32 protein-coding genes, 1 tRNA gene and 2 pseudogenes are annotated in these 26,148 nt (G+C 64.9%); 15 read left to right on the top strand and 20 right to left on the bottom strand.

The genetic code is table 11. The annotated features are described in order from the left end of the window. Position 1: 1 nt before the first annotated feature. Positions 2-328 (bottom strand): DUF1476 domain-containing protein, encoded by a 327-nt coding sequence (locus FMM02_RS02640; protein WP_147493414.1) that lies wholly within the window; start codon positions 326-328, stop codon positions 2-4. Positions 329-387: 59 nt separating this feature from the next. Then, a complete protein-coding gene (locus tag FMM02_RS02645) occupies positions 388-1,041 on the bottom strand; it encodes an SDR family NAD(P)-dependent oxidoreductase (protein WP_147493415.1) in 654 nt (217 codons plus the stop codon). Positions 1,042-1,158: 117 nt separating this feature from the next. Between FMM02_RS02645 and FMM02_RS02650 the strand changes: the two genes are divergently transcribed. Then, entirely contained in the window at positions 1,159-1,755 is a 597-nt protein-coding gene (locus FMM02_RS02650; protein ID WP_187107820.1) for a TetR/AcrR family transcriptional regulator, read from the top strand. Here FMM02_RS02650 and FMM02_RS02655 read toward each other — a convergent pair. The 8 genes from FMM02_RS02655 to FMM02_RS02690 form a co-directional block, all read right to left on the bottom strand. Further along, a complete protein-coding gene (locus tag FMM02_RS02655) occupies positions 1,742-2,740 on the bottom strand; it encodes an NADPH:quinone oxidoreductase family protein (protein ID WP_187107821.1) in 999 nt (332 codons plus the stop codon). The two genes, FMM02_RS02650 and FMM02_RS02655, sit on opposite strands and share 14 nt — an antisense overlap. Continuing rightward, positions 2,737-3,534, bottom strand: coding sequence for an N-acyl homoserine lactonase family protein (locus FMM02_RS02660; RefSeq protein ID WP_147493417.1), 798 nt, complete (start codon positions 3,532-3,534; stop codon positions 2,737-2,739). The genes FMM02_RS02655 and FMM02_RS02660 overlap by 4 nt, the downstream gene beginning before the upstream one ends. A gap of 11 nt (positions 3,535-3,545) precedes the next feature. Beyond that, positions 3,546-3,824 carry a hypothetical protein gene (locus FMM02_RS02665; RefSeq protein WP_147493418.1) on the bottom strand — a complete coding sequence of 93 codons (279 nt, stop codon included), beginning with the start codon at positions 3,822-3,824 and terminating at the stop codon, positions 3,546-3,548. Continuing rightward, entirely contained in the window at positions 3,821-4,672 is an 852-nt protein-coding gene (locus FMM02_RS02670) for an aspartyl protease family protein (protein WP_147493419.1), read from the bottom strand. Before FMM02_RS02670 ends, FMM02_RS02665 begins: the two co-directional genes overlap by 4 nt. Further along, positions 4,669-5,304, bottom strand: coding sequence for a 3-oxoacid CoA-transferase subunit B (locus FMM02_RS02675; RefSeq protein WP_147493420.1), 636 nt, complete (start codon positions 5,302-5,304; stop codon positions 4,669-4,671). Before FMM02_RS02675 ends, FMM02_RS02670 begins: the two co-directional genes overlap by 4 nt. Then, positions 5,304-6,011, bottom strand: a complete 708-nt coding sequence (locus tag FMM02_RS02680; RefSeq protein ID WP_147493421.1) for a CoA transferase subunit A — start codon at positions 6,009-6,011, stop codon at positions 5,304-5,306. Before FMM02_RS02680 ends, FMM02_RS02675 begins: the two co-directional genes overlap by 1 nt. Positions 6,012-6,103: 92 nt before the next feature. Then, positions 6,104-6,748 (bottom strand): glutathione S-transferase family protein, encoded by a 645-nt coding sequence (locus FMM02_RS02685; RefSeq protein WP_147493422.1) that lies wholly within the window; start codon positions 6,746-6,748, stop codon positions 6,104-6,106. 104 nt (positions 6,749-6,852) lie between these two features. Beyond that, entirely contained in the window at positions 6,853-7,155 is a 303-nt protein-coding gene (locus tag FMM02_RS02690) for an SCP2 sterol-binding domain-containing protein (RefSeq protein WP_147493423.1), read from the bottom strand. Positions 7,156-7,256: 101 nt separating this feature from the next. Here FMM02_RS02690 and FMM02_RS02695 point away from each other — a divergent pair, with 101 nt between their 5' ends. Then, positions 7,257-8,684: an NAD-dependent succinate-semialdehyde dehydrogenase gene (locus tag FMM02_RS02695; RefSeq protein WP_147493424.1), complete on the top strand. Its 1,428-nt coding sequence runs from the start codon at positions 7,257-7,259 to the stop codon at positions 8,682-8,684. Positions 8,685-8,737: 53 nt separating this feature from the next. Then, positions 8,738-9,262: a DUF421 domain-containing protein gene (locus FMM02_RS02700; RefSeq protein WP_246104806.1), complete on the top strand. Its 525-nt coding sequence runs from the start codon at positions 8,738-8,740 to the stop codon at positions 9,260-9,262. 21 nt (positions 9,263-9,283) lie between these two features. Here FMM02_RS02700 and FMM02_RS02705 read toward each other — a convergent pair whose 3' ends face one another. Further along, positions 9,284-10,411 carry an acyl-CoA dehydrogenase family protein gene (locus tag FMM02_RS02705; RefSeq protein ID WP_147493425.1) on the bottom strand — a complete coding sequence of 376 codons (1,128 nt, stop codon included), beginning with the start codon at positions 10,409-10,411 and terminating at the stop codon, positions 9,284-9,286. A gap of 126 nt (positions 10,412-10,537) precedes the next feature. On the opposite strand from FMM02_RS02705, the gene FMM02_RS02710 reads away from it, so the two are divergent. Further along, positions 10,538-12,199: a thiamine pyrophosphate-binding protein gene (locus tag FMM02_RS02710; RefSeq protein WP_147493426.1), complete on the top strand. Its 1,662-nt coding sequence runs from the start codon at positions 10,538-10,540 to the stop codon at positions 12,197-12,199. Here FMM02_RS02710 and FMM02_RS02715 read toward each other — a convergent pair. After that, a complete protein-coding gene (locus FMM02_RS02715) occupies positions 12,186-12,824 on the bottom strand; it encodes a protein-L-isoaspartate(D-aspartate) O-methyltransferase (RefSeq protein WP_147493427.1) in 639 nt (212 codons plus the stop codon). The two genes, FMM02_RS02710 and FMM02_RS02715, sit on opposite strands and share 14 nt — an antisense overlap. Before the next feature lie 46 nt (positions 12,825-12,870). Continuing rightward, positions 12,871-13,864 (bottom strand): annotated as a pseudogene (thiS, locus tag FMM02_RS02720) (sulfur carrier protein ThiS). Positions 13,865-13,915: 51 nt separating this feature from the next. On the opposite strand from thiS, the gene FMM02_RS02730 reads away from it, so the two are divergent. From FMM02_RS02730 to FMM02_RS02745, 4 genes are read left to right on the top strand one after another with little or no spacing between them, the layout of a single operon-like run. Beyond that, positions 13,916-14,356, top strand: a complete 441-nt coding sequence (locus FMM02_RS02730) for a type II 3-dehydroquinate dehydratase (RefSeq protein ID WP_147493430.1) — start codon at positions 13,916-13,918, stop codon at positions 14,354-14,356. Between the two features lie 37 nt (positions 14,357-14,393). Continuing rightward, the gene (accB, locus tag FMM02_RS02735) at positions 14,394-14,867 is read left to right on the top strand and encodes an acetyl-CoA carboxylase biotin carboxyl carrier protein (RefSeq protein WP_147493431.1); all 474 of its coding nucleotides are present in this window, start codon (positions 14,394-14,396) and stop codon (positions 14,865-14,867) included. Positions 14,868-14,873: 6 nt separating this feature from the next. After that, positions 14,874-16,232: an acetyl-CoA carboxylase biotin carboxylase subunit gene (accC, locus tag FMM02_RS02740; RefSeq protein ID WP_147493432.1), complete on the top strand. Its 1,359-nt coding sequence runs from the start codon at positions 14,874-14,876 to the stop codon at positions 16,230-16,232. A gap of 37 nt (positions 16,233-16,269) precedes the next feature. Further along, positions 16,270-16,983, top strand: coding sequence for an energy transducer TonB family protein (locus FMM02_RS02745; RefSeq protein ID WP_147493433.1), 714 nt, complete (start codon positions 16,270-16,272; stop codon positions 16,981-16,983). A gap of 4 nt (positions 16,984-16,987) precedes the next feature. Here the strand turns inward: FMM02_RS02745 and FMM02_RS02750 are convergent, their stop codons facing one another. Both FMM02_RS02750 and FMM02_RS11260 read right to left on the bottom strand, forming a co-directional pair. Further along, a complete protein-coding gene (locus FMM02_RS02750) occupies positions 16,988-18,316 on the bottom strand; it encodes a L,D-transpeptidase family protein (protein ID WP_147493434.1) in 1,329 nt (442 codons plus the stop codon). After that, a complete protein-coding gene (locus FMM02_RS11260) occupies positions 18,316-18,870 on the bottom strand; it encodes a glycine zipper domain-containing protein (RefSeq protein WP_222703821.1) in 555 nt (184 codons plus the stop codon). The genes FMM02_RS02750 and FMM02_RS11260 overlap by 1 nt, the downstream gene beginning before the upstream one ends. A gap of 205 nt (positions 18,871-19,075) precedes the next feature. Between FMM02_RS11260 and arsC the strand changes: the two genes are divergently transcribed. Together arsC and aat are read left to right on the top strand one after the other, a co-directional pair. Continuing rightward, positions 19,076-19,423 carry an arsenate reductase (glutaredoxin) gene (gene arsC / locus FMM02_RS02760; protein WP_147493435.1) on the top strand — a complete coding sequence of 116 codons (348 nt, stop codon included), beginning with the start codon at positions 19,076-19,078 and terminating at the stop codon, positions 19,421-19,423. Positions 19,424-19,436: 13 nt separating this feature from the next. Continuing rightward, positions 19,437-20,195: a leucyl/phenylalanyl-tRNA--protein transferase gene (aat, locus tag FMM02_RS02765; protein ID WP_147493436.1), complete on the top strand. Its 759-nt coding sequence runs from the start codon at positions 19,437-19,439 to the stop codon at positions 20,193-20,195. Between the two features lie 35 nt (positions 20,196-20,230). On the opposite strand, the pseudogene FMM02_RS02770 reads toward aat, so the two are convergent. From FMM02_RS02770 to FMM02_RS02790, 5 genes and pseudogenes are all read right to left on the bottom strand, one after another. Next, positions 20,231-20,503, bottom strand: a pseudogene (locus FMM02_RS02770) (DUF2155 domain-containing protein); the annotation flags it as partial. A 104-nt stretch (positions 20,504-20,607) separates the two neighbouring features. Beyond that, positions 20,608-20,991: an NADH:ubiquinone oxidoreductase subunit NDUFA12 gene (locus FMM02_RS02775; protein ID WP_147493437.1), complete on the bottom strand. Its 384-nt coding sequence runs from the start codon at positions 20,989-20,991 to the stop codon at positions 20,608-20,610. Positions 20,992-21,049: 58 nt separating this feature from the next. Next, positions 21,050-21,508 (bottom strand): DUF192 domain-containing protein, encoded by a 459-nt coding sequence (locus tag FMM02_RS02780; RefSeq protein ID WP_147493438.1) that lies wholly within the window; start codon positions 21,506-21,508, stop codon positions 21,050-21,052. Positions 21,509-21,516: 8 nt separating this feature from the next. Next, on the bottom strand, positions 21,517-22,104 hold the full coding sequence (locus tag FMM02_RS02785) for a cold-shock protein (protein ID WP_246104807.1): 588 nt from the start codon (positions 22,102-22,104) through the stop codon (positions 21,517-21,519). A gap of 45 nt (positions 22,105-22,149) precedes the next feature. Further along, complete coding sequence (locus FMM02_RS02790) at positions 22,150-22,704, bottom strand: regulatory protein RecX (RefSeq protein WP_147493439.1); 555 nt, start codon at positions 22,702-22,704, stop codon at positions 22,150-22,152. Positions 22,705-22,812: 108 nt separating this feature from the next. Here FMM02_RS02790 and FMM02_RS02795 point away from each other — a divergent pair, with 108 nt between their 5' ends. From FMM02_RS02795 to nusG, 5 genes are all read left to right on the top strand, one after another. Further along, complete coding sequence (locus FMM02_RS02795) at positions 22,813-24,576, top strand: fatty acyl-AMP ligase (RefSeq protein ID WP_246104808.1); 1,764 nt, start codon at positions 22,813-22,815, stop codon at positions 24,574-24,576. A 36-nt stretch (positions 24,577-24,612) separates the two neighbouring features. Further along, positions 24,613-25,050, top strand: coding sequence for an ion channel (locus FMM02_RS02800; RefSeq protein ID WP_147493441.1), 438 nt, complete (start codon positions 24,613-24,615; stop codon positions 25,048-25,050). Positions 25,051-25,110: 60 nt separating this feature from the next. Further along, positions 25,111-25,186, top strand: a tRNA-Trp gene (locus tag FMM02_RS02805). 196 nt (positions 25,187-25,382) lie between these two features. Further along, on the top strand, positions 25,383-25,580 hold the full coding sequence (secE, locus tag FMM02_RS11160) for a preprotein translocase subunit SecE (protein WP_187107822.1): 198 nt from the start codon (positions 25,383-25,385) through the stop codon (positions 25,578-25,580). A 21-nt stretch (positions 25,581-25,601) separates the two neighbouring features. Then, a complete protein-coding gene (gene nusG / locus FMM02_RS02815; protein ID WP_147493443.1) occupies positions 25,602-26,141 on the top strand; it encodes a transcription termination/antitermination protein NusG in 540 nt (179 codons plus the stop codon). Positions 26,142-26,148: the final 7 nt, after the last annotated feature.

The raw sequence follows: 26,148 nt of genomic DNA on the forward strand, positions 1-26,148 counted from the left end.
ATCAGTCCAACGACTCGATCAGCTGGCGACGCGCTTCGACCAGTTTGTGGCCAAGCGCCTCGCGGATCCGCGCCTCGTCGCAATCGACCCCCGCCGCGGTGAGGTCGCCCAGCACCTTGCGAATGACGTCCTCGTCACCGGCTTCTTCGAAGTCGGCGCGGACCACGTCCTTCGCATAGGCTTCGGTCTCGACCTCGCTCAGGTTCATCAGCCGTCCGGCCCATTCGCCGAGAAGCCGGTTCCGGCGGGCGATGATCCGGAACTGCATTTCCTCGTCACGGGCGAATTTAGCCTCGAACGCGCGCTCGCGATCGTCGAATTGGGTCATGGTACCATCCTGTCTGTTCAACAGATCAGATAGTGAGCGGCGCCCTTCCCGTCCAGCAGTCAGGCGATACGGCGCTCGTCTTCGGGCGATGGCGGCACGATGAGGGCCGCCAGGTCGTCGGCGATCAATTGCTCGCCGTCGCGTTCGGCAAGGCCGCCGACACCGTCTTCGGGCCAATAGCAGGCATCGCGGTCAGGGGCGGCCTGGGTGATCTTCAACGTTCGGGGACAGGCGATCACGACCTGGACGCCAGTGCCACGGGTCTCCGCCGCCAGGGCCGCGGACAGCCGGTGAAAGGCCTGGAGGCTGCTGGCATAGGGAAAGATGGCGGCTTCGCCGTCTTCCTCGGAAGGCGGCACGTTGACCAGCAGCCTCTGGCGACCGCCCCGCTTCAGCGCGGGCAGAAGCGCGCGCGAAACGCGGTACATGCCGAGCGTCCGCTGATAGCCTCCACCCGCGGCGTTGATGACGACGTCGAGGCCTGGACAAAGGCCCAGCAGGTCAGCCGCGAAAACGGCGACGCTGGCTTCGGAAGAAACATCGCAATAGCGCGCCGTCGCAGCTAGCTGCTCGGCAACAGCGGCCAGCGGCTCGACCTGGTCGTCACAAAGGATCACTTCGGCGCCCCTTGCGGAAAGGGTCTGGGCGCAGGCACGGCCAATGCCGTCCGAAGCACCGGTAATCAATATTCGAGGCGGCGACTCGCCTTCCATCCAACACTCCACTGCGCGGAGCCTTATGGCCAACCGCGGAAAATAGACAAAAATGCCAGGATCAACTAAAACTACAGATGGTTGCGTTTATTAACCCCGTGCCAGATAGTCAACATCTTGAAAAACAAGGCTGATCAGAAACGTCCCGGTGGAAGAACCGCTGAGGTCACGCGGCGGATCAACGGTGCCGTTCAGCAATTGCTGGCCGAACAGGGGCTCGACGCCTGCACCATCAAGGCCATCGCCGAGCGCGCCGGGGTCCAACGCTCGACCCTCTACCGGCGAAGCGCCGACCGCTGGCCAATCATCATGGAAGCAGTGATCGACCTAGCCAGCCGCGAAACGGCAAAGTTCGACAGCGGGTCATTCTGCGCCGACATGCGCATCGCCATGCTCAACCTGGCAAGGATCCTGAACGGGCCGCTGGGTCCGCCGCTGATGGAAATCGCCGGAGCCCTTCAATCGGGGGTCGCGCCGGGAGAATCGGAGCGGTTCTGGGAAAGCCGCCGCAAGCTCATCGCGCCGATGTTCGACGGGGCCATCGCCCGCGGCGAGTTGCCGGCGAATATCGACCGAGACGCCGTCTTCGCGATGGCCGCCGGGCCGCTTTATTTCCAGCGCTTCATCCGCGGCGCGCCGATCGACCCGGATTGGGTCGAACGGCTGGTCGTCCAGGTCTGCGGCCTGTTCGTCCGGCCGGTCAGTCGAGCGTGACGACCAGTTTCCCGATCGCCTCCCGACCGGCCATTGCGGCAATCGCTTCGCCCGCCCTGCCGAGCGGATAGGTCGCGCTGACCTTTGGCCCGATCTTGCCGGCGTCCCACAGGCGGAACAGCTCGGCAACGTGGGCGGCGTTGCCCTTTGGGTCCCGGGCCGCGAACGCGCCCCAGAAGACGCCGCATACGTCGCAGCTTTTGAGCAGGGTGAGGTTCAGCGGCAGCCTGGGGATTCCCGCTGGAAAGCCGACCACCAGGTAGCGCCCTTCCCAGCCGATCGCGCGCAGCGCCGGCTCCGCATAGTCCCCGCCAACCGGATCGTAGATGACGTCGGCGCCGTTGGGACCGACCGCGTCCTTGAACAGTTGCGCAAGCGCTTTCTGGCCAACGCGGTCGAACGGCCCCCGGGGATAGATGATCGCATCGTCGGCCCCGGCCTGGCGCGCGGCACGCGCCTTGCCTTCCGACGATACGGCGGCAATGACCCGCGCACCCCTAGCCTTGCCAAGCTCGATAGCGGCCAGCCCGACGCCCCCTGCCGCGCCAAGCACCAGCAGCGTGTCGCCTTCCTCAAGATGTCCGCGATCGTAAAGCGCATGGATCGACGTGGCGTAGGTCAGCAACAGCGCCGCGCCATCGACGAAGCTGCGTTCCGCCGGAAGCGGAATCGCCGACTTAGCGGCGATCACGACCTTTTCCGCAAGGCCGCCCCAACCGGGCACCGCGATCAGCCGGTCGCCGACCGACCAGCCGTCGACGCCCTCGCCAACCGCTTCGACCTCGCCCGCGATTTCACCGCCTGGCGCAAAGGGGCGCGGCGGCTTGAACTGATATTTGTCTTCGATGATCAGCACGTCGGGATAGTTGATCGCCGCGGCCCGCACTCGCACCAGCAATTCACCCTCACCCGGCTTCGGGTCGGGCAAATCGGCGATCTTGAGCGTCTCGGGACCACCGGGATCGTGCGACAGCAGTGCCTTCATCGCGCGGCCTCGGGGAAGGCCGGAAGTTTGGCAATATCATCCGCTTCATGCTGGATGATAACCTTGGCCCCAATGTTGCTGGCAATGGCCTGGAAGCGGTCGAACGAGGCCAGCGTGTCGGCCCGGTTGGTGTTGAAGATCGGCACACCGCGGTTCGCGACCTGTTCGGTGGCGTGGTAGAGGTCCCCGCTGAGTAGCACCGGCCCGCTTTTCAAGCGCACCAGCAGCGCCTTATGGCCTGGCGTGTGCCCCGGCATGTCGAGGATGGTGACGCTCCGGTCGCCGAACACATCCTTGTCGCGGCTGACCGGATCGACCTTGGCCCCTCCCTCGATCCACGGCTTGAACCGCGCCGCGGTTTCCGGCCGCGCCTTGACCGCCTCCCAGTCGCCGCTGCCCATCAGCAGGGTCGCCTTGGGAAAGTCCGCCGCCTGGCCGGTATGGTCGTCATGATAATGGCTGATGCCGACAAAATTGACCCGCTCGGGCTCGACCCCGATCCGCTTCAGCTGGTCGGTGATCCGCTCCTTGAGCCCTATCGTGAATACCCATTCCTTGGCCGGGCCGGCAACACCGGTATCCCATAGCAGATAGCGATCGCCGTGCTTCACCAGATAACAGCTTGCGGTCAGCTGCTTGGGCTTGCCGGGATAAAGATAGGTGTCAGAAAATACGTCGAAGTCGCTGACCGCGATCGACCCGCAATCGAGCCTCCAGAGCTTGAGTTCGGGCGTCTGTGCCGCAGCAGGTGTGGCCGCCGCCAGCGCCAGCCCCAGTCCAATTGCTGTCCGCATCTTCGCCTCCCTCATCCGATCCCGCGCGCCCTTGCGTCCGCAACGACCTGTGCCGCGGTCATGCCATGATAGCTTTGCCGGATCGCCTCATCGAGGTCGCCGGCGGAAAATCTGCGCCCGACCGGGTTATGCAGCGCGGCGTCGAAGGTCAGCCGGTCCTTGATCGGCAGGTCGCGCCGTGCCTCTTCGATCGTCTGCGCAAAGGTTTCGGCCGATGACCCGTCGATCAGGGTCGGAGCCTTTGAACAGGCCATGGCCAGTGCGGCCAGTACGATCGGCGCAAACTTCAATCCTGCCCCTCAAACCAGACTTTGCGGGCCGGAAAGTCGACCACCATGCGCGTTTTGGTCAGCCAGTCCATGCCAAGGATGATCGCCGGCCGATCGGCGACGCCAAAGGCCGCGAAGACGGGAAGGTCGGCGACCAGCACCGGCGCATCGGGCAAATGACGCGTTCCCATATGCACGTCAGTAATGGTCGTCGCGCCCGTTTCCACCCGATTGTTGGTGGCACCCTGGATCGCATCGCCCTTGGCGATCTTGTCCGGATCGATACCAAGTAGGTGACCGAGCTTCCAGTTGATCCGGGTCTTTCGCGCGCCGGTGTCCAGCACCGCGATCGCGAAATGGCCGGCGATCCGGACCGGGATCGTCAGCAGATTGCCCGTCGTCAGGCTTGCATCAACGGCCTCGCCCGCGATCGGCCGTGCGCCGGCCGGCAACAAGGCAAGCTTGCCGCGCGGCAAGTCGAAATCGACTGTCCTGTCACCGAACAGGTCCAGGCCGACAATGCCGGCAAGCTTGACCCCATCGGCGCGCGGAGGGAGGCGCGCCGCCTCGATCGCCGGCTTCGTAACGCCGTCGAGGGTAATTGCGCCAAGCTCGACCAGCGCAACCTCGCTCTCGCCGGTTTGCCCGACCAGTTTTTCGCTGCCTCTAGCCTTCAAGCCGGCTTCCTCGGCGAAGTCGGCATACACCGCGCTGCCCTCGGCGCCGGTATCGAAGACGAACTGGCGCACGCCGAACCTTCCTTCAACGGCGACCGTGGCATGGCCGGTGCGGGCGATGGCAATCGGAACCTCCGCTGCCGCGGGCGTCGCGGCAAGCAGGAGCAGGAGCAGGAATGGAATCCGCCTCATTCGATGTAATTCGCGGTGGTCTTGGCGCGGATATCGTCGGCGGTGACCCCCGGCGCCACCTCGGTCAGCTTGAACAGCGACTGGTGATCGGGCCGCTGGAACACACCAAGGTCGGTGATGATCATGTCGACGACATTTTTGCCGGTAAGCGGCAGGGTGCATTCGGGGATGAATTTGGGATCGCCGTTCTTGGAGACATGTTCCATCACGACGATGATCTTCTTCACCCCGGCGACCAGGTCCATCGCCCCGCCCATGCCCTTGATCATCTTGCCTGGAATCATCCAGTTGGCGATGTCGCCATTTTCGCTGACCTCCATCGCCCCCAGCACGGTGAGGTCGATATGGCCGCCGCGGATCATCGCGAAACTGTCGGAAGACGAAAAATAGCTCGACGAGCCAAGTTCGCTGATGGTCTGCTTGCCGGCGTTGATCAGGTCCGCATCCACTTCGTCGGGATAGGGGAACGGGCCGATGCCCAGCATCCCGTTTTCCGACTGCAACGTCACCGTCATCCCGTCGGGAATATTGTTCGCCACCAACGTCGGGATGCCGATGCCGAGATTGACGTAATAGCCGTCCTGCAATTCCTTCGCGGCGCGCGCCGCCATCTGATTGCGGTCCCAGGGCATCAGGCGGCATTCCTTTCGCGGGTCGTCACAAATTCAATCTTCTTGTTGTAGGGGCTCCCGTCGACCAGCCGCTTAACGTAGATGCTGGGGAGGTGGATCGCGTCGGGGTCCAAGCTTCCGACAGGCACGATCTGCTCGACTTCGGCAACGCACACCTTGCCGCAGGTAGCGGCCGGCGCGTTGAAGTTGCGCGCGGTCTTGCGAAACATGAGGTTCCCCGCCTCGTCCGCCTTCCAGCCCTTGATGATCGCAAGGTCGGCGCGGATGCCGCGTTCGAGGATATAATCCTCCCCGTCGAAGCTCTTCACCTCCTTGCCCTCGGCGACCTTCGTGCCGACCCCGGTCTTGGTATAAAAGCCGGGGATGCCCGCGCCGCCGGCGCGCATCCGCTCGGCGAGCGTGCCCTGCGGGCAGAATTCGACTTCCAGTTCGCCGGCGAGATACTGGCGCTCGAATTCCTTGTTCTCGCCGACATAAGAAGAGATCATCTTCTTCACTTGGCGCGTCCTGAGCAGCTTGCCGAGACCTTCATTGTCGATCCCGGCATTGTTCGACGCGATCGTCAGCTCTTTCACGCCCGATGCGACGATCGCGTCGATCAGCCGCTCCGGGATGCCGCACAGGCCGAAGCCGCCCGCGGCAATTGTCATGCCGTCGAACAACAGTCCGTCGAGCGCGGCCTCGGCGTCGCGATAGATTTTCTGCATATCCTCTCCTGTCGCCGATGCGATAAGCGGCGCAGGCCGACGCGGTCAAGGAAGCGGCGGATTCGCCTGGGCAAGCAAAAAGGGCCGGCTGGCTATGTCGCTGGCTGGAACATCTCGATGCCCAGTTCCTCGCGCTCGACGACCCGCTGCACCGAAGGTTGGTCCAGCAGTCGCCGGTTGAGCGCCGCCCATCGCGGATAGTCCTCCATGCCCATCCCCAAACGTCGGCCCCAGCGAAAGAATATGAGCGCGTAGGAGTCGGCCGCACTGAACCGATCGCCAGCCAGCCAGCCCTGGCCCGCCAGCCCTTCGATCTCAGCGAAATGCTCGGCCAGATTTTCGCGACCGCCGTCGATCAGCAACTGGTGGGCGCTTTCGTCGCGAGTGAAGCGGCTCGCCCGCCACACTTGCGCGAACGAGATATGCACACTCGACGCGAACCAGCTGAGCAGCTCGTTGCACTTCGCCGCCACGAGGGCATCGCCGCGCGGGACCGATCCGGCAGCGCCAAAGCGGTCGGCGATATAATTCAGGATTGCGATATTCTCGGTTATCGTTCCCTGGTCGGTTCCCAGCGCAGGCACCCGGGCATGAGGGTTGATCGCCAGATATTCGGCCTTGAGATGATCGCCCTCGGCCAGCACGATCCGCACCGCCTCAAACTCGGCGCCAGCCTCCTCGAGGGCGATATGCGGCACTAGCGAGCAGGCGCCGGGTGAATGGAAGAGTTTCAGCATGTCGATGTCCCCAGCCGGCAATGACAGGTACAGCCGCAATGACCGCTGCAAATGCCTCGCGCCAATCAGAATATTGGGCGAAACGACAAGACGGCCTTATCGGCCTAGCTGCGAAGCTTCGAGAGCACGCCCTGAAGCTGCATCGCGTTGGACATGTCGCCTTCGACCTTGAGCTTGCCGGTCATGAAGGCGGTCATGCCGTCGAGCTGGCCGGTAGCAAGCGCCTGCCAGTCGTCCCAGCTGACCTTGATGGTCGTGTCGGCATCCTGGTCGGCGTCGCTGACCTTGTTATTGACGCCATCGAGAAGGATCACGCCCTGGTCGCCGCCGAAGTCGATCTTGACGGTCTTGCCGGGCAGCCATGCCCCCGACTCCTGCATCCGGGCGATCAATTCATCCTTCGTCATGGCAATCCTCCTTCTTGCTGCTGGCCTAGCCGCCAGCCGGGGCCGGTTCAAGCATTGGGGGCGGGGTTGGCGGGAAGCGGCGGGAAGCCTATCTCGGCGTGATGAGCTACGACACCGACCTGAAGCTATTCATCGACGGCGCATGGAAAAGCGGTGAAGGCCGCGACAGCCATACTGTCGTCAACCCGGCCACCGCTGGCGGCATTGCCGAGGTGCCCTACGCAACCAGGGCCGATCTCGACGAGGCCCTTGCGGCAGCGGCGCGGGCCTGGCCCGAATGGCGATCGACCGATGTCGACAAGCGCGGCGCAATCCTGCGCAAGGCTGCCAAGCTGCTGCGCGAACGGGCCGATCATATCGGTGCGATCCTTACCCAGGAACAGGGCAAGCCGATCGCCGAGGCCAAGGCCGAAGTGGCGGGTTCGGCGCAACTGTTCGACTGGTATGCCGAAGAGGTGAAGCGGGACTATGGCCGGACCCTGGTGCGTCCCGCCGGCCAACTGTCCCGGGTCATCCGCCAGCCGGTTGGCCCTGTTGCCACCTTCACCCCGTGGAATTTCCCGATCTACCTGATGGCCAAGAAGCTGGCGCCCGCGCTGGCGACGGGCTGCACGGTGATTGCCCGCCCGCCGCACGAAACGCCGGGTTGCGCGACCGAACTGATCCGCGCGCTGGTGGATGCCGGGATCCCCAAGGGGGTCGTCCAGCTGGTCCATGGCGACGCCGACATGGTCAGCCGGACGCTGATCGGGTCGAAGGAAATCCGCAAGGTCAGCTTCACCGGCTCGACCAATGTCGGCAAGCATCTGATGAAGCTGGCCGCCGACAGCATGACTCGCATCACCATGGAGCTGGGCGGCCATGCCCCGGTACTGGTGTTCGACGATTGCGACCTCGAGAAGACGCTCGACATGGTGGTCCCGCAGAAATTCCGCAACGCCGGCCAGGTCTGCGTTTCGCCGACCCGCTTCTATGTGCAGGAAACGATCTACGACGCCTTCCTCAAGGGCTTTGCCGAACGCACAGGCAAGGTGAAGGTCGGCGACGGGCTGGACGCCGACACCAGGATGGGTCCGCTTGCCAACGACCGGCGGCCGGAAGCGGTCGGGGCGCTGATCGAAGACGCCGCGGCGAAGGGCGCGCGGGTGCTGACCGGCGGTCAACGCGGCAACAGCGGCTTCTTCTTCCAGCCTACTCTGCTTGCCGATGTGCCCAACGAAGCGAACATCATGAATGAAGAGCCGTTCGGCCCGGTCGCCGTCACCCGCGCCTTTTCGACCTTTGACGAGGTGATCGAGCAATCCAACCGCCTGCCTTTCGGCCTGGCGGCCTTTGCCTTCACCGAAAATGGTCGGCGCGCCAACTTGCTGGGCGAGCTGATCGAAAGCGGGATGGTCGGGATCAACACCTTTGCCATTTCGGTGCCCGACGCGCCGTTCGGGGGGGTGAAGGATTCGGGCTTCGGTTCCGAAGGGGGCAAGGAAGGGCTTGAAAGCTACCAGGTGGTGAAGGCCATCCACCAGGCGTAATCGGCGGCCGGTCGCGGCCGCGATCGTTCGCCAACGGATAGCTACGCCCGCCAATGCGTTGGCAAGGCATGTTCTTCGAAGATTATTACAGCCTGCTGCGCGTAACGGTCGTCACGCTGGTCGCCTATATCTCGCTGGTCGCCGTGGTCCGCTTCGCCGGAAAACGCGCGCTGGCGAAGCTCAGCGCGTTCGACCTTATCGTCACCATTGCCTTCGGTTCGACGCTGGCGACCGTTCTGCTGAGCAAGGACGTCGCCTTCCTCGAAGGGCTGTTGGCGTTCGTCTTGCTCGCCGGCCTGCAGTGGGCCGTCGCCAAACTCTCCATGCAATTTTCGACAATCCGAAAATTCATCCGCAGCGATCCCGCGCTGCTTGTCGAGAACGGCCAGTATCGCCTCGAAACCATGGCTAGCGAACGGATCAACAAAGCGGAAGTCGACCAGGCCATTCGGTCGCAGGGCATCGGATCGCTGGCCGACGTCCGCGCGGTGGTGCTTGAGCCCGACGGAAGCCTCAGCGTCCTGACCGGGGACGGGCCGTGCGACCTATTGTCGGACGTTGTGCGCAGGCCAGGCTGAGCGCAGACAGATCGCCGAGCCTTACCCGTCGATGCCCCAGCCGAGCGCAACTCGTCCCGCAAGGTCAAGCTGCGGCTTTTCCTGTAGCGGGTGAAACCGCGCCGCCTGGATTTCGCGGAATGCGCGTTCAAGGCCGATCTTGCGGTAGAAGGAGGCCCCGCCGGCTACTTCCATCGCCTTGGTCACAGCGGCGATCACGGCGTCGGCGACCAGGGTCCGGCATTGCATCGCCTCGCTGGTCGTTTCCGGCCCGGGCCGGCCGGTTTCGGCCAATTCGACCATCCTGCGATGCGCCAGCCGCGCGGCAAGCAGGCAGTTTTCCATCTCCCCGGCCAGTTGCGCCAGCTGGGGGTTGTCGGGGCGCTTCCGGACCATCGCCAGTGACCGGTCGCGGGCTCCCTCGGCAACGCCAAGATAGGCCGAATAGATCAGCGCGAAGGCGATCATGCTGATGATGTGGAACAGCATGTGCCATTCGCCCTGCGGTCGCCTGCCGAGGATCGCGCCGTCGGGAATGAACAGCCCGTCGAACACGACATCATCGGACCCCGTGCCGCGCATCCCCATCACCTGCCAGGTCGATGCGATGCTCACTCCCTCGCCCTTGAGCGGCGCTGGGAAGTGAAGGACGACCGGCCCCTCGTCCGGGTCGTCATAAACCGCGCTCGTTGCAAGCAGGTCGCCGACCGGCGAACCGCTGGTAAAAGCCTTGCGTGCGGTCAGGCGGAATCCGCCCTCCACCTTTTCCAATGTCCCGGCGCTGGTCAGCCAGTCCGACCCGCCGCTCGACACAAGTTTCAGCCGCTCAGCTGCGACCCTCTTCAACAGGCCATCGGTGGGGGCGCCCTGATTTTTCCAGCGCCAGGCCGCGACCGCGACCACATGGCTGTGCATGGACGCGGCGAGCGCGGTCGACCCGCAAGCCCCGCCGATGATTCTCAGCGCATCACAAATTTCGCCGACGCGGGCGCCGCCTCCGCCCAGTTCCACCGGAACCAGCGCGGAGAAAAATCCGGCTTCGTCGAGCGCCGCGAACCCCTCGGCGACAAAACTGTCATCCGCATCGTGCACGGCCGCCTGTTCGGCGGCAATGGCCGCGATACGTTCGGCCTTGCCGGTCCAATCGGCGGAACTGTCGGTCTGCGCCATTGCGCTGCTCCCCTGCTCGGCGCGGCCAGCCTAGGCCAATGATCCCGTCGCCTCAATCGGCAGGCGGCCGAACCGCGAGCGGAGGAAGCCCGCTTTCCGCTTAACCTCCCCGGCGTTGCCCGCTAGATGCCGCTCATGACCAAGCGAAGTGGTGGCCAGATCCTTGTCGACCAGCTCCTTATCCAGGGCTGCGACCGCATATTCACCGTACCCGGCGAAAGCTTCCTCGCGGTACTCGATGCACTGTACGACGCCAAGGGTATCGACACGATCGTTTGCCGCCAGGAAGGCGGGGTCGCCTATATGGCCGATGCCGACGGAAAGATGACGGGCCGTCCGGGAGTCGCCTTCGTGACGCGCGGGCCCGGGGCGACCAACGCCTCGGCCGGGGTGCATGTCGCCTTTCAGGACTCGACGCCGATGATCCTGTTCGTCGGCGATCTCGACCGCGGCGACCGCGACCGCGAAGGTTTCCAGGAAATCGACATGGCGGCCTTCTTCGCACCGATCGCAAAATGGGCGGCGAGGATCGACGATGCCCGTCGCATCCCCGAATATGTCGCCCGCGCTTATCGCGTTGCCACCGCCGGCCGCCCCGGCCCGGTAGTATTGTCGATCCCCGAGGACATGCTGCGTGACGAGGTCGAGACCCCCGACCGTCCGCCAGTCCCGCCGCTGGCCGAAGAACCTGATCCCGGCGCAGTCGAAGCGCTGTTCGCGCTGCTTCGCGACGCCACCAACCCGGTGGCGATCATCGGCGGCGCCGACTGGTCGCCGATGGCCGGGCATCATTTCGCCAATTTCGCCTGCCGCCACGGCATCCCGACCATCGCCGCGTTCCGTCGCCAGGACGCGGTCGCCAACGACTGCCGCGTCTACGCCGGCCAGCTTGGTTATGGCCCCAATCCCAGACTGCAACAACGCGTGCGCGAGGCCGACCTGCTGCTGGTGGTTGGCGCCCGGCTCGGCGAGTCGACCACAGACGGCTACAAGCTGGTTACCCCCGACCACCCCGGCCAGACGCTGGTCCATGTCCACCCCGACCCCAATGAGCTGGGCCGGGTCTTTCATGCCGACCTGCCGATCTGCGCCGACATGGGCGAATTCGCCCAGATGATCGACGAGTGGAGCGACCCCGACCTCGTGCGCTTTTCGGCTGGCGAGGAAGCGCACCGCGAATGGCTTGAATGGAGCGACCCCAAGCCTCGCGACGGTGTAAAGCTTGACCTGGGCCCCTGCGTCAGGGCGATGCGGGACGCGCTTTCTGCAAATACGATCATCTGCAACGGCGCCGGCAATTTTTCCGGCTGGTGGCATCGCTATTGGCAGTATGGTCCGCAGCCGAGCCAGCTTGCCCCGACCAGCGGGACGATGGGCTATGGCCTGCCCGCAGCAGTCGCCGCCAGCCTGCGTTTCAAGGACCGGCCGGTGGTCTGTATCGCCGGGGACGGCGATTTTCTGATGAACGGCCAGGAACTGGCGACCGCCGCCCAATATGGCACCGACCTGCTGATAATCCTGGTCGACAATGGCGCCTACGGCACCATCCGCATGCACCAGGAGCGCGACTATCCCGAGCGGATCAGCGCGACCCGCCTTGCCAACCCCGATTTCGCCAAGCTTGCCGAAGCCTTTGGCGGCTGGGCCGAGCGGGTCGAGGCGACCGCCGATTTCGCTGGGTCGCTGGAACGGGCGATGACCCGCCGCGGCATCCGTCTGATCCACTGCGTTACGGATGTCGAGGTGATCACCAATCAGACGACGATCACCGCGCTCAGGAATCGCTGATCAGCGGCACGAAGCGCACGCCACCAAGGTCGGCGGTGGCGAAATCCTTGTGGCCCCGCCGCTCGATCCGGACCAGCCTTTGCGCTCCGCCGAACCGTTCGACCGGAATCACAAGTCGCCCGCCGGGGCATCGAAGCTGTTCAAGCAAGGCCCTCGGAACGCTGCGCGCGGCGGCGGCGACGAGGATCGCGTCATAGGGAGCGCCTTCGACCCATCCGTTGCAGCCATCGCCGGTCACGACCCGGACATTGCCGATCCCAAGCGCGGCAATCCGCGCCCTGGCTTGATCGGCAAGCGGGGCAACCCGTTCCAGCGCGACAACCTCGGCCGCAAGATGCCCGAGCAGCGCGGCGGCATAGCCCGACCCGGCGCCGACTTCGAGCACGCGACTGGCGGGCTCCACCGCCGCATGGGCGATCATCAGCGCGACGATATAGGGCTGCGAAATGGTTTGCGCGGCGCCGATCGGCAACGGCCCATCGTCATAAGCATGGGATCGATAAGCTTCGGGGACGAAATCTTCGCGGGGCACCGCCCGGAATGCCGCGAGCAGCGCTTCATCATCGATCCCGCGCGCCGCAATCTTGGCGACCATCGCTTCGCGCAATTCGTTGTAATCGGTCATTGCCGTCCTGTCCCTCATCGCAACGGACGGACGGCGCGGTGCGTTCCTAAATCAGGCCGGCAAGCGGGCTCGACGGGTCGGCATAGCGCCGCTTCCCCATCCGCCCCGAAAGATAGGCGAGCCTGCCGCTTTCAACCGCCAGCTTCATGGCCCGGGCCATCATCACCGGCTCCTTGGCTTCGGCGATGGCGGTATTCATCAGCACCCCGTCGCAGCCCAGCTCCATGGCGACCGCGGCATCGCTTGCCGTGCCGACCCCGGCATCGACCAGCACAGGCACGCTTGCGCCCTCGACGATCAACCGGATGGTCACCAGGTTCTGGATGCCGAGCCCCGATCCGATCGGGGCGCCCAGCGGCATGATCGCAACCGCGCCGGCATCCTCCAGCTGCTTCGCGGCGATCGGGTCGTCGACACAATAGACCATCGGTTTGAAGCCATCCCTAGCCAGCACCTCGGTTGCGCGCAGCGTTTCCGCCATGTTAGGGTAAAGCGTGCGTGCTTCTCCGAGTACCTCCAGCTTGACTAGGTCCCAGCCGCCCGCCTCGCGCGCCAGGCGCAGCGTGCGGATCGCGTCCTCGGCGGTAAAGCAGCCGGCCGTGTTGGGGAGGTAGGTGACCTTGTTCGGGTCGATATAATCCATCAGCACCGGCTGCGAACGGTCGGAGATATTCACCCGCCGCACCGCGACCGTGACGATTTCCGCGCCCGAGGCCTCGACTGCCGCCGCGTTTTGCTCGAAATCCTTATATTTCCCGGTGCCGACGATCAGCCGCGAGGTAAAGGTGCGGCCGGCCACGGTCCAATTGTCACTCAACGTCTCAACCCCCGCCAACGAAATGGACGATTTCATAATTGTCCCCGTCCTCGACCATCTGCTCGCCGAAAGTCGAGCGCGGGACGATTTCGAGATTCCGTTCGACCGCGACGCGAAGCGGATCGAGCCCGATGTCGGCGATGAGCTGGGCCAGGCTGGTGCCCGCGGGCACGCGGCGATGTTCGCCGTTGATGGTAATGCCTGCACTGCCGTCAAAGGACATGTCGCTGCTTTCGCTTTCCGGATGAACTTGCGGTCCATATAGGGGCTCGTCATGGCGACGCCACCGCTGATCTTCATTTTGAACGGACCCAACCTCAACCTGCTTGGGCGCCGGGAGCCGGAAATTTATGGCTCGGACACGCTTGACGACATTGCCGCGATGATGACCGCCAGGGCCGGCGAGCTCGGGGTCCGGCTCGATATTCGGCAGACCAATCATGAGGGGCATTTGATCGACTGGCTTCACGAGGCCCAGGATGCGGGCGCACGGGCGGTGATCATCAACCCCGGCGGTTACAGCCATAGTTCGGTTGCACTTCACGACGCGGTGAGGGCGATCACGACTCCGGTAATCGCGGTCCATTTGAGCGATCCGGAAACGCGCGAATCCTTTCGCCACGTCGACCTGGTCGCGCTTGCCGCGACCAAGGTTTTCAAGGGGGAAGGGGCGAAAGGATATTTGTCGGCACTGGACGCGGCGGCCCGGCTCTGACAGGGAGCGCCGCTACGTCAATTAAGGGTTTTTGAGCATGGCTGATCAAAAGGAACAGCAGGCGATGCGCGTCGACGGCGCGCTGTTGCGTGAACTTGCCGAGCTGCTTTCCGCCAACGACCTCACCGAGATCGAAGTCGAGGATGGCGACCGCAAGATCAAGGTGCGCCGCGACCCGGCGCCCGTCATGTCCTATTCCGCCGCCCCGGTGATGGCCGCCGCGCCCGCCGCGGCCCCGGCCGCCGCGACGCCCGAAGCGGCTCCGGCTGCCGCGCCGGTCGATGCGGTCAAGTCGCCGATGGTCGGTACCGCCTATCTGTCGCCCGAACCCGGCGCCAAGCCGTTCGTTGGGCCTGGCCAGTCGGTCAAGCAGGGCGAAACGCTGCTGATCATCGAGGCCATGAAGGTCATGAACCCGATTACCGCGCCCAAGGCCGGGAAGGTCGTCCAGATCCTTATCGGCGACGGCCAGCCGGTCGAATTCGACCAGCCGCTGGTCGTTATCGAGTAGTCGCAGATGGCCATCAAGAAGCTGTTGATCGCCAACCGGGGCGAGATTGCGCTGCGCATCCATCGCGCCTGCCATGAAATGGGGATCGAGACGGTCGCGGTCCATTCCACCGCCGATGCCGATGCCATGCACGTCCGCCTGGCGGATGAAGCGGTGTGTATCGGTCCGCCGCCCGCCAAGGACAGCTATCTCAACATTGCCAACATCATTTCTGCGGCGGAAATCACCCATGCTGACGCGGTCCATCCCGGCTATGGATTCCTGTCGGAAAATGCCCAGTTCGCGGAGATCGTCGAAAGCCATGGGCTGATCTGGGTCGGGCCCAAGCCCGAGCATATCCGGATCATGGGCGACAAGATCGAAGCCAAGAACACCGCCGAGAAGCTCGGCCTTCCGCTGGTGCCCGGATCGCCCGGCCCGCTGACGAGCGTGGCCGAAGCGCAGGCGATCGCCGCCGAGATCGGCTATCCGGTGTTGATCAAGGCCGCCAGCGGCGGCGGCGGGCGCGGCATGAAGGTGGTTCCGTCCGAAGACCTTCTGGAAAGCCTGATGGGTCAGGCGTCGAGCGAGGCCAATGCCGCCTTCGGCGATCCTACCGTCTACATGGAAAAATATCTCGGCGACCCACGCCACATCGAATTCCAGGTGTTCGGCGATGGCAACGGCAAGGCGATCCACCTTGGCGAGCGCGACTGTTCGATCCAGCGCCGCCACCAGAAGGTTATCGAGGAGGCCCCTTCCCCGGTCATTTCCGCCGAACAGCGCGCACGGATGGGCGGAATCGTCGCGGACGCAATGGCCGAAATGGGCTATCGCGGCGCAGGCACGATCGAATTCCTCTACGAGGACGGGCATTTCTATTTCATCGAGATGAACACCCGGCTCCAGGTCGAACATCCGGTGACCGAGATGATCAGCGGGATCGACCTGGTGCGCGAGCAAATCCGGGTCGCGCAGGGCGATGGCCTGTCGATCGCGCAGGACGAGGTCGTGCTTCACGGCCATGCAATCGAGTGCCGGATCAACGCCGAGGATCCGCAGACCTTCGCGCCCTCGCCCGGGCTGGTGAAAAACTATGTCGCGCCTGGCGGTATGCATGTCCGGGTCGATAGCGGCCTCTACGCCGGCTATAAGGTGCCGCCTTATTACGACAGCATGATCGGCAAGCTGATCGTCTATGGCTCCAACCGCGAAAATTGCATCCGGCGCCTTAAGCGCGCGCTGGAGGAGTTCGTGGTCGACGGGATGAAGACGACTGTGCCGCTGCACCAGCGGATCATCGCCGACGATGCGTTCCTGACCGGCGACTATACGATCAAGTGGCTGGAGCGGTGGCTGGAGCAGCCGGCGGACAGCGCGGAGTAGCGCATCCATCAGCCCGCGCCGGCGTTTATTGCGGGTCATGGGCAGCTACCGATCCAAGCCGTCCCGAACCGAACGCAGCAAGGCGCTGGCCGGCGTGGTGGGCGTCTATTGCGCGCTGGGCGGCCTGCTATGGCTAGTGCGCGGGGAATCGCGCCCGCCCGTCGCCGAGCGTGAACCAACCGTGCTAATCGACATTGCCGAGCCCGAGCCGCCGAGCCCGCGGGAGGAAACGGCGCCGCGCGCGCCGGACGAGGAGGGCGCAGCGGGACGAAAGGCCGAGCCGACGCCGGTCGCTGCGCCCGAACCCCGGGTCTATCTTCCCGCCGCTGTCCCGGTGGCGTCAGCGCCGGCGCCGGGCGTCGGGGCCGCGACGACGGCGGGCGCCGCGAGCGCGGGAACCGGCCCGGGCGCCGGCGGTAGCGGCAGCGGGCGCGGCGGCGGCGGATCGGGTGGAAGCGGGTCGGGGATCGGGACCGAAGCCCGGCTGCTCGGCGGTCATCGCGCGCGCCTTCCGTCCAGCCTGCTGCGCCAGTTCGCGACCGATCGCGGCTTCGCGCATGTCCTGTTGACGGTCTCCGGCAACGGCCGCGTCATCGAATGCGAAATCCTACAGAGCAGCGGAATCCCCGCCGTCGACCAAGCGCTGTGCGGCGTGATGGTTGAGCGCAGCCGCTGGTCGCCCGCCCGCGATCGCGACGGAACGCCGATCACGGTCAAGATCCGTTACACCGCGACCTGGTCGAAAGACTGAGCGCCTAGCGCGCGGCCCAGCGGGGCTCGGCCAGGGCCGCGAGCTGGGCGGCATCTTCCCCGTAGATATCGTCATGGAAGACGACATCGCCCCCGCTTGGAACAGCGGTTTGATAGACGAGATAGACCGGGATGGGCCTGTCCAGCGCGACCGGTTGTTCCGCCTCCGCGGTCGGCACCTCAAGGTCGCGCCCATGCAGCCAGCGGGCAAGCCGGCTGGCATCCTCAAGCCGCACGCACCCGCCGCTGAAAAGGCGGGCGTCTTCGTTCAGCAGTTCCTTGTTGGGGGTATCGTGAAGATAGATGCCCTGCGGATTGGGGAACATGAATTTCATCCGTCCCATCGAATTGTGCGGGCCCGGATCCTGCCGGACCCGGATCTGGATCCGCCCGTTGGCGACGCCTTGCCAGTCGATTGTGGCCGGGTCGACCGCCACGGCCTGATCGCTCCAGTCGGACAGCACGACATAGCCGAGCTGCCGAAGATAGGCTGGACCCTGCTTGAGGACATGAGGCGCAATCCGTTCCGCCGTCAGGTCGGGCGGGACGTTCCAATAGGGATTGAGGGCGGTAAACTTGATCGTCGCCGCCATTTGCGGGGTCGGCTGTTCTTTCTTGCCGACGACGACCCGCATCTGGTCGATGACCTTGCCGTCGTCGACCATGTAGAGGCGCTGGGCGGCGGTATTCACCAAGACGTATCGGCCGCCGCCCGGCAGCATCCGGGCACGGTCGAGGTTCAGGCGCAGCAGCGCCGCCGCCCTGGTGTCGCCACGGGTATCGGCGTCGGCGAGCGCCCGGCGCAGCGAGGCATAACTGGAATGCATCCAAGGCATTGCCCGGACCCATTCCGCAAGGTCCGGCGCCGAAGCGGCATCGGCGAGCAGCCGGTCAGCCGAGGGGGCCTGCGCGACGGCATCGCGGTCGTTGATCGTCCAGCCCCGCGGCGGTTGCGCCCGAAGCGCGTTCACATAGCGCACCAGCGCCCGGTCGAGCGCCTTCGACGCGCGCGAGACGGCAGACATCTTCCCATTCCCGGCATCGCGAACCGCGCGTTTCAGTCCCGGGAGATCGAAGCGGGAAGGATCGAGCCCGTCGAGGCCGGCGGTCTCCAGCTGTTCGATCAGCGCCAGGGCCGCTGCGTCGTCCCCCCAGCCGAACCAGGCCGGACCTTCGGCGGAGCTACGCTCCTCAAGCGGTGCAGCCGGGGCCGCCTTCGCGGGCGCGGGGAGGCCGGTGGCAAGCGATGCTGCGGCCAGAAAGGCGAAACCCGCCGGACGCGCTGAGCATCCGGCGGGCTTGCAAGACCATCCGAAGACAGTCCGATTGGCCATTAGCCGCGTTCACCCGACATGGTCGGGGCCGGCTGGCTCGGGGTGTAGCCCTGGGGCGAACCCTGATAATATTGGCCGTTGTAGACATAGCCGTCGGCGCGGCCGTCACGGTCGTTGTCGGCCCAAACCGCGCCGGCCAGACCGCCGACCGCAGCGCCGATCACGGCACCTTCGATCACGCCGAGGCCCGGGATGACCGCACCGGCCACTGCACCAGCGGCGCCGCCAATGCCGGCACCCGTCACAACGCGGCGCAGCGTCGGGTCATAGCCCGTCGGGGTACCCGAATAATATTGACCGTTCTGGACATAGCCATCGGCATAGCCGTCGCCATTATTGTCGGCCCACACCGCGCCGGCGATTCCACCGACAGCGGCGCCGATCGCGGCACCTTCAATCACATTCACGCCCGGAACCACGGCACCGATGGCGGCGCCGCCAGCGGCGCCGACGGCGGCGCCCTGGGCAATATCACCGGCAGTCCGGCTATCGGTGGCACAGGCCGCGAGCGACATGGAACCGGCGAGGAGAATCGCCATCATCGACTTACGCATCTTCTGACTCCCTTTTGCATTTGAAACGGACCGTGCCCCAGGACCCGACGACCCCCGGCAGCGGTGCAACAGTCACGTTTCGCCCAACGAGGATGCGCCCAAGAGGTTCCGGCAACCCAACGACCAAGCTTTTCCGCTCATCGATACCGCGATTGAACGCTTCCCTCTTGCAGTACAGGAAAAAGGCGCGTTGAACGCTGGTCTAATGAAAGCCACAATTTACCATAATCCGAACTGCGGAACGTCCCGCAAGACACTGGAAATCCTGCGGAATGGGGGGGCGGAGGTTCGCGTGATCGAATATCTCAAGACCCCTCCGAGCCGCGAGGAGCTGATGCGACTCTATGAACGCGGCGGAATCACGCCGCGCGAAGGGCTGCGGGCCAAGGAAGCGCTGGCCCGCGAACTGGGCCTCACAGACCCGGACGTCGCCGACGGGGCAATTCTCGACGCGATGATGGAACATCCGATTCTCATCCAGCGGCCGCTGGTGGAAACGGAAAAGGGCGTCAAACTCTGCCGCCCGCAGGACGAGGTGCGCGAACTGCTTTGACCCGGGCAAGGCCATGAGCGAAGGGCTGGACCCAAGGATGCTGCTGCGTGGCTATGCCGCCGGAATCTTCCCCATGGCTGACAGCCGCGACGCCGGGGATATTTTCTGGGTCGAGCCGCGCCGGCGCGCCGTCATCCCCTTGGAGTCCTTCCATGTGTCGCGATCACTCGCCAAGCGCATCCGTTCGGGAAAGTTCCTGGTCACCCGCGACCGGGCCTTTCCCGAAGTGATGCTGGCCTGCGCCGACCGCGAGGAAACCTGGATCAATGCGACGATCGAACGGGCGACACTCGGCCTGCACGCCGTCGGCCATGCCCACAGCATCGAATGCTGGCACGACGGCGCGCTGGTCGGCGGCCTCTATGGGGTCAAGCTCGGCCGGGCCTTCTTCGGCGAGTCGATGTTCAGCCGGATGGACGATGCTTCGAAAGTCGCGCTGGCCTGGCTTGTAGCCCGGCTCAAGGTCGGACGCTTCACCCTGCTCGATTGCCAGTTCATGACCCCGCACCTCTCCTCGCTTGGCGCGAAGGCGGTCAGCCGCGACCGCTACGCCGGATTATTGGCGGCGGCGCTGTCCTCGTCCGGTGTTTCGGCCGCCGGCGGCGTCTCGCCGGGCACCGCCGCGGCGGGATCGCCCGTTGCGGAAGGCGCAGAGTCCCTCGCCTCGCCCGAGTTCGACGAGCTTGACCGGCTGCTCGACGCCGCGGGCGCGGTCGGCGCTTCGGGACCGTCCGGCCAGCTCATCGCGCAGCTTTTGGGCCAGACGTCGTAAACCGGGTCCTCGACCACGTTCAGCGACGGACTTTCCTTGTAGAGCCAACCGGAAAAGCGCCGAATCCATTGACCGTCCGGACGGCGAACATCGACGTGGACGAAAGCCCCGGTCAGCTTTTCGGCTTCCCATGGCGCGCTGGTTTCGCAGGCACGAAGGCGGATCGTCACATCCTTGACCCGGATAGCCTGGCCTGGGCGCAGCCGCAGGTCGCGGACAATGCCGTTGCGCTTGTTAAGGAGGCCAAGGACCGCAACCCGTTCCGCCATTGGCGTGACGCCCGGCTGCTCGGCCGCGGCGCGGGGCATGTCAACGGTCGTTACCTGGTTGCTGTCGACCTGCGCCGCCCGTTCGCAACCGGCGAGCGCGGCCAGCGCGGCGATTGGCAGGAGGGTCTTGGCCACGGTCACCGCTATTCGGGCTTCCACGCCTCATAATCGCCGGTCGACAGCGGCCGGGCGTCGGCGCCGGCCATGGACCCGCCGGGGCGGTAAGCGGCCGTCGTTCCGGTAAGGTTCGGCTGCGGTTCCTGTTCGAAGGTGCGGCGCGGCGGCAGCGCCCTGGACGGAAGTTCCTCAATTGTCCCGCGCAGCCAGGCGTTCCAGCCCGGCGGCACCCGGCTGCTGTCGTTGGAACCGTCGTAGATCACCCAGCGGCGCTTCGGGTCGTCGCGGTGACGGAAGTAGATATTGCCATGGTCGTCGCGCCCGACCTCCTCGCCATGCCGACGAGTGACGATGCTGGTCCCCCAGCTGGCGCCGTTCCACCAGGTGAATGCGTTTGCTAGCCAACCCATGGCGGCGCCTTTGCCTCGTCACGCCGCGGGACGCAAGCGGCAGGGCGGCGACCGAGGCCTACTGCGCCCATTCGACGCGGTCGCCGGCTTTGATTCCCAGTTCGGCCGCCCGCCCGCCAGCCAGCTCAAGCACCGTCGACACCGGTCCTTCCGAGAGGATCTGGTCCTCCGAGAAGGGAATCGTATTCTCGGCGATGTTGGCGATGGTGCCGTCAGACCGGATGAAGATGATGTCCAGCGGGATGAAGGTGTTGCGCATCCAGAAGCTCGCCTGGCGCGGCGTCGGGAACGGGAAAATCATTCCTCGGTCGGGGGCTAGGCTCATCCGGTTCATCAGGCCGGTCGCCTGTTCCTGCGGCGTGCCCGCGACCTCGACGATGAATTTATGGGTCCGGCTGCCGGAACGGACGGTCAGCGGCACCTGCTGCAACCCGGCGGCCGACCGTTCGATCGGGCCGGCATTGCCATGGGATGACTGGCAGGCGGCCGCTGCACCGAGCAGCGCCAGCGCGATCATCCGCCTGATCAGACCTCGCGAAGCTCGATTGCCGTCAGTCCCTTGCGGCCCTGCGCGATCCGCGCCTCGAGCTGCTGTCCCGGCAACAGGTCGATGATCTGCGACTGGCGCACGGTTTCCATGTGGACGAAGATATCCTCCCCATCCTCGGTATCGCCGGCGCGGTTGAGAAAGCCATAGCCCTTGACGCGGTTGAACCATTTGACCTCCACCGGTTCATACTCGCCCGCGGCGTCGGCCAAGGCCGTGCGATCCGCGCGCTCACCCACCCCATGGACCGGACGCGGTGGCATCGGCAAGGCCGTCGACAAGTCGATCGACAGGATCTTGCGCGCCTGGAAGCCGCGGTCCTGGCGCGAAGCGATGCATTCGATGGTGGCGCCTTCGGGAAGCGAGCGCCTGGCATGTTCCTTGAGGACGCTGAAATGGATCAGGATATCGCCGTCGCAATCCTCGGACACGAGGAAGCCGAAGCCGCGCGTGGCGTCGAACCATTTGACCCGCCCAGTGCAGCGCTGGCCTTCGGCAACATCCATCAGGTCCGGCGACTCTTGGTCATCGGCGCTCTGGGTCGTTTCGGCACTCAAACGCTTCACCCCCACTCCTTAACACGGAACCAAGTGTCGAGAAACCGACTAAAGTTAACTTTTCGCTGATTCCTGAAGGATTTCGATGTCGACGGCATTGCCCGGCGCATGATCGACGATCGCTCGGGCAAGGGCAAAACGGTGGCCGGCGCGGATCATCGCGGCCAGGGCCTTCTCGCGCACCGGGCCGACTGCGGCGGTTTCGGCGAACGGGCCGATCGCGCGGCGACGGGCAAAGCGCAGCGCGGCCTCGACCGCATCGAGGGCCGCCTGTTCCCGGGCATCCGCCCCGTCTTCCTCGCCGATACCCGCCGCTGCCAGCGCCTGGACGAGCCGGCGCGGACCATAGCCGCGAGCGCCCAGCGAGCGGGCCTTCGACAGGGCAAAGGCGCGATCGTCGACATAGCCGGAACGAACCATCCGGTCCGCAAGCACGTCAAGGTCGGGCTCACCGGTCCCGGACCAGCCCCGTTCGCGCAGCTTGCGGCGCAGGTAGACGATCAGTTTCGCCCTGCTCGTCGCGAAACGCCCGACATAGTGAAGGGCAAGGTCCGCGAGCTTGCTTTCATCAAGCGGTGGTCGGGGCTTGCGGGCGATGCGGGCGGCCATGGCCATGTTTGTGCCACACTCCCCCACCATCACGCAAAGAGGCTGCGGGGCTGGCCGCCGGCCATGTTCCAGTGCCGGCACCACGAAACAACGACAGGAAAACGCCGCGTGCTCGACCTCAACACCAGGATCGACGAGACTCTATCAGTTGAAGGTTACACGCCGACGCTGGACGTCCAGCCGCGTCGCCACGCGGATTTCGTGACGCTCGGCGAAGCGCTCGATTACGCCGCTGAGGGCGCGCGCGGCTTCAATTTCCACGATGCACGCGGAACGCTGGTGCTTGCCTATCCTTATGCGCAGCTGCGCGAGGACGCACTGGCCAGCGCGCGGCGCTTCATGACGCTTGGCCTTGAAAAGGGCGACCGGCTGGCGCTGGTCGCCGAAACCGGTCCCGAATTCGCCGCCTGCTTCTTTGGTGCCATCTATACCGGCCTGTGGCCCGTGCCGCTGCCGCTGCCGACCAGCTTCGGCGGGCGCGAAGCCTATGTCGATCAATTGCAGGTGATGCTGACTAGCTGCGACCCGCAGCACTTCGTCTATCCCGCCGACCTTGCGGACTATGCCGAGGATGCCGCCGCCCGCCTCGGTATCCCCGCCCGCCCGTGGGAAAGCCTGGTCGAGATCGAGCAATCGACGGCGGAATTACCGCAGACGGGCCCTGACGAGATCGCCTATCTTCAGTATAGCAGCGGATCGACCCGCTTCCCGCACGGCGTTGCCGTCACGCATCGCGCGCTGCTCGACAACCTTCATGCCCACGGCCTTGGCACCCGCATCCAGTCGACCGATCGCTGCGTCAGCTGGCTGCCTTGGTATCATGACATGGGCCTTGTCGGGTGCATGCTGTCACCACTCGCGAACCAGGTGTCGGTCGATTATCTGAAGACCGAGGATTTCGCTCGCCGGCCCTTGGCCTGGCTCGACCTCATCAGTCGCAATCCCGGCACCACCCTCTCCTATTCGCCGACGTTCGGCTACGACATCTGCTCGCGGCGGATGAGCAGCCAGACCAAGGCATCCGACCGGTTCGACCTGTCGCGCTGGCGCATCGCCGGCAATGGCGCGGACATGATCCGACCGGACGTCATGCAGGCCTTCGTCGACAGCTTCGCGTCCGCCGGTTTCAAGGCCGCCAGCTTCTGCCCGAGCTATGGTCTTGCCGAGGCGACCCTGGCGGTTTCGATCATGCCGCCGGGCGAAGGCATCCGGCTTGAACTGGTCGAGGAAAGCGAATTGTCGGGCGTCGGTACGCCGGCGCAGGAACGGCCGCGCCGATACCGCGCGATCGTCAATTGCGGCAAGGCCGTCGAAGGCATGGAGATCGAGATCCGCGACGCCGACGGCGCGGTCCTGCCCGACCGGGCGATCGGCAAGGTCTGGGTTCGCGGGACCAGCGTGATGGTCGGCTATTACCGTGACCAGGAATCGACCGACGCCTGCATGAAGGACGGGTGGCTGGACACTGGCGACATGGGTTATCTTTCGGGCGGCTATATCTTCATCGTCGGCCGCGCCAAGGACATGATCATCATCAATGGCCGCAACCATTGGCCGCAGGACATCGAATGGGCCGTCGAGCAGCTTCCAGGCTTCAAGTCGGGCGACATTGCGGCCTTCGCCATCACTGGCCCAAGCGGCGAGGAAACGCCGGCGGTCCTGGTCCATTGCCGGATCAGCGATCCTGAGGAACGCGGTCGGCTTCGCGACGATATCCGCGAACGGGTTCGGGCAATCACCGGCATCACGCCCGTGGTCGAATTGGTGCCGCCGCGCACCTTGCCCCGCACCTCGTCGGGCAAGCTCAGCCGGACCAAGGCGCGCAATCTTTACCTGTCCGGGGAAATCCAGCCGTTCGACGTCGCGGCCTGACCGGGAACGGTCCTGCCGCCGCCTCGTTTGGCGGGGATGGACGAAACCGAGACCGTCGCGCTGGGGATGCAGCTTCTATGGGCCGGCGCGCTGATGCTTGCCCTGACCTTGATCCATAGCCTTGGGCTTGCCGGGATCAGCAGGCTGCTTCGGCTGGATCCCGAATTGCTGAAAAAACGCTCATTCGACTCGCAGGCTTGGGGCCTGATGTCCTTTCTGGGCGCGCTGCTGTTCCTGCTGCATTTTGTCGAGATTTTCCTGTTCGCCATCTTCTACGTGCTGATCGGCGCGATCCAGGGGATGGAAGAAGCGGTGTTTTTCTCCGCATCAACCTATGCGACGATCGGCTTTACCGAGAGCTTCCCGGAAAACTGGCGCCTGGTCGGCGCGTTCGAAGGCCTGATCGGCTTCATCCTCATCGGCTGGTCCACGGCATTTATCGTCAACACGATGAACCGACTGCGCGAAGGCTGAGCCGGTCGGCACTGGGGCCTTGCACCGCGGCCAAGGCGTCGCTACTTCGCGCCTCGGCCTAGGGGTATAGCTCAGTTGGTAGAGCATCGGTCTCCAAAACCGAGGGTCGTGGGTTCGAGTCCCCCTGCCCCTGCCAGGTCGTAGCAAGGCGCGCTGAGGAATGGCGTCGCAGGTCCGCGAAGCGGATGCGGAGCAACCGGCCAGCGCGCAATGCCGGTCTGACGTCGCGGGATTTACTCCCGACACGGGGTGCGCTAATCGCTCTCCACGATCGAGGTCCGGCGGGTTGTCCGCGGACCTCGTTTTTCTATCTGCTTGAGGACATCGACATCGTGGCAAAGGTCAATCCGGGCGAATTCATCCGCCAAGTGCGCGCCGAAGGCAGCAAGGTTGTCTGGCCGACGATGAAAGAGACGCGCACCACCGCGATCATGGTGCTGATCATGACCACCATCCTCGCCATCTTCTTCTTCGGCGTCGATTCGGCATTCAGCGCCATTGTCCAATGGCTGCTTGGCCTCCTCGGCTAACCATTTAATCAGGATATCGACATGTCCCGCTGGTACATCATCCATGCTTACTCCGGCTTCGAGAACAAGGTTCGCGACGCGATCATGGCGGAAGCGCGCCGGCTCGGCCTGGAAACCCTGGTCGAGGCGGTAGAGGTCCCGACTGAAACGGTGACCGAAATCAAGCGCGGCAAGAAGGTCCAGTCGGAACGCAAGTTCATGCCCGGCTATGTCCTCGCCAAGCTGGCGATGAATGACGATGTCTATCACCTGGTGAAGAACACGCCCAAGGTTACCGGCTTTCTCGGCCCGAACGGCAAGCCGCAGGCGATCCCCGATGCGCAGGCACACCGCATGCTCGACACCAAGGACGAGACTGCCGCCGCCGCGCCGAAGGCGAAGGTGAAGGTCGACTATGAGATCGGCGATGCGGTGAAGGTTCTCGACGGGCCTTTCGCCAGCTTCAACGGCGTGGTCGAGGAACTGGATTTCGACCGGGCGCGGGTCAAGGTGAGCGTGTCGATCTTCGGCCGCGCAACGCCGGTCGAACTGGAATTCGAACAGGTCGAACGAGTGAAGTGATCCCGGG

The sequence above is a fragment of the Sphingomonas xanthus genome (genome assembly GCF_007998985.1).
GTDB classification, from domain to species: Bacteria; Pseudomonadota; Alphaproteobacteria; order Sphingomonadales; family Sphingomonadaceae; genus Sphingomicrobium; species Sphingomicrobium xanthum.

What these genes read in the sequence shown, in the direction of transcription:
- FMM02_RS02670 (WP_147493419.1), bottom strand. Translation starts at nt 4,672, where the DNA reads ATGAGGCGGATTCCATTCCTGCTCCTGCTCCTGCTTGCCGCGACGCCC.
- FMM02_RS02675 (WP_147493420.1), bottom strand. Translation starts at nt 5,304, where the DNA reads ATGCCCTGGGACCGCAATCAGATGGCGGCGCGCGCCGCGAAGGAATTG.
- FMM02_RS02715 (WP_147493427.1), bottom strand. Translation starts at nt 12,824, where the DNA reads ATGACCGATTACAACGAATTGCGCGAAGCGATGGTCGCCAAGATTGCG.
- FMM02_RS02710 (WP_147493426.1), top strand. Translation starts at nt 10,538, where the DNA reads ATGCCGCTCATGACCAAGCGAAGTGGTGGCCAGATCCTTGTCGACCAG.
- FMM02_RS02640 (WP_147493414.1), bottom strand. Translation starts at nt 328, where the DNA reads ATGACCCAATTCGACGATCGCGAGCGCGCGTTCGAGGCTAAATTCGCC.
- FMM02_RS02680 (WP_147493421.1), bottom strand. Translation starts at nt 6,011, where the DNA reads ATGCAGAAAATCTATCGCGACGCCGAGGCCGCGCTCGACGGACTGTTG.
- aat (WP_147493436.1), top strand. Translation starts at nt 19,437, where the DNA reads ATGAGCGAAGGGCTGGACCCAAGGATGCTGCTGCGTGGCTATGCCGCC.
- FMM02_RS02655 (WP_187107821.1), bottom strand. Translation starts at nt 2,740, where the DNA reads ATGAAGGCACTGCTGTCGCACGATCCCGGTGGTCCCGAGACGCTCAAG.
- FMM02_RS02800 (WP_147493441.1), top strand. Translation starts at nt 24,613, where the DNA reads ATGGACGAAACCGAGACCGTCGCGCTGGGGATGCAGCTTCTATGGGCC.
- FMM02_RS11260 (WP_222703821.1), bottom strand. Translation starts at nt 18,870, where the DNA reads ATGCGTAAGTCGATGATGGCGATTCTCCTCGCCGGTTCCATGTCGCTC.
- FMM02_RS02695 (WP_147493424.1), top strand. Translation starts at nt 7,257, where the DNA reads ATGAGCTACGACACCGACCTGAAGCTATTCATCGACGGCGCATGGAAA.
- FMM02_RS02745 (WP_147493433.1), top strand. Translation starts at nt 16,270, where the DNA reads ATGGGCAGCTACCGATCCAAGCCGTCCCGAACCGAACGCAGCAAGGCG.
- FMM02_RS02690 (WP_147493423.1), bottom strand. Translation starts at nt 7,155, where the DNA reads ATGACGAAGGATGAATTGATCGCCCGGATGCAGGAGTCGGGGGCATGG.
- FMM02_RS02775 (WP_147493437.1), bottom strand. Translation starts at nt 20,991, where the DNA reads ATGGGTTGGCTAGCAAACGCATTCACCTGGTGGAACGGCGCCAGCTGG.
- FMM02_RS02660 (WP_147493417.1), bottom strand. Translation starts at nt 3,534, where the DNA reads ATGCGGACAGCAATTGGACTGGGGCTGGCGCTGGCGGCGGCCACACCT.
- FMM02_RS02780 (WP_147493438.1), bottom strand. Translation starts at nt 21,508, where the DNA reads ATGATCGCGCTGGCGCTGCTCGGTGCAGCGGCCGCCTGCCAGTCATCC.
- FMM02_RS02730 (WP_147493430.1), top strand. Translation starts at nt 13,916, where the DNA reads ATGGCGACGCCACCGCTGATCTTCATTTTGAACGGACCCAACCTCAAC.
- accC (WP_147493432.1), top strand. Translation starts at nt 14,874, where the DNA reads ATGGCCATCAAGAAGCTGTTGATCGCCAACCGGGGCGAGATTGCGCTG.
- FMM02_RS02685 (WP_147493422.1), bottom strand. Translation starts at nt 6,748, where the DNA reads ATGCTGAAACTCTTCCATTCACCCGGCGCCTGCTCGCTAGTGCCGCAT.
- FMM02_RS02750 (WP_147493434.1), bottom strand. Translation starts at nt 18,316, where the DNA reads ATGGCCAATCGGACTGTCTTCGGATGGTCTTGCAAGCCCGCCGGATGC.
- nusG (WP_147493443.1), top strand. Translation starts at nt 25,602, where the DNA reads ATGTCCCGCTGGTACATCATCCATGCTTACTCCGGCTTCGAGAACAAG.
- FMM02_RS02700 (WP_246104806.1), top strand. Translation starts at nt 8,738, where the DNA reads ATGCGTTGGCAAGGCATGTTCTTCGAAGATTATTACAGCCTGCTGCGC.
- accB (WP_147493431.1), top strand. Translation starts at nt 14,394, where the DNA reads ATGGCTGATCAAAAGGAACAGCAGGCGATGCGCGTCGACGGCGCGCTG.
- FMM02_RS02705 (WP_147493425.1), bottom strand. Translation starts at nt 10,411, where the DNA reads ATGGCGCAGACCGACAGTTCCGCCGATTGGACCGGCAAGGCCGAACGT.
- FMM02_RS02645 (WP_147493415.1), bottom strand. Translation starts at nt 1,041, where the DNA reads ATGGAAGGCGAGTCGCCGCCTCGAATATTGATTACCGGTGCTTCGGAC.
- FMM02_RS02790 (WP_147493439.1), bottom strand. Translation starts at nt 22,704, where the DNA reads ATGGCCGCCCGCATCGCCCGCAAGCCCCGACCACCGCTTGATGAAAGC.
- arsC (WP_147493435.1), top strand. Translation starts at nt 19,076, where the DNA reads ATGAAAGCCACAATTTACCATAATCCGAACTGCGGAACGTCCCGCAAG.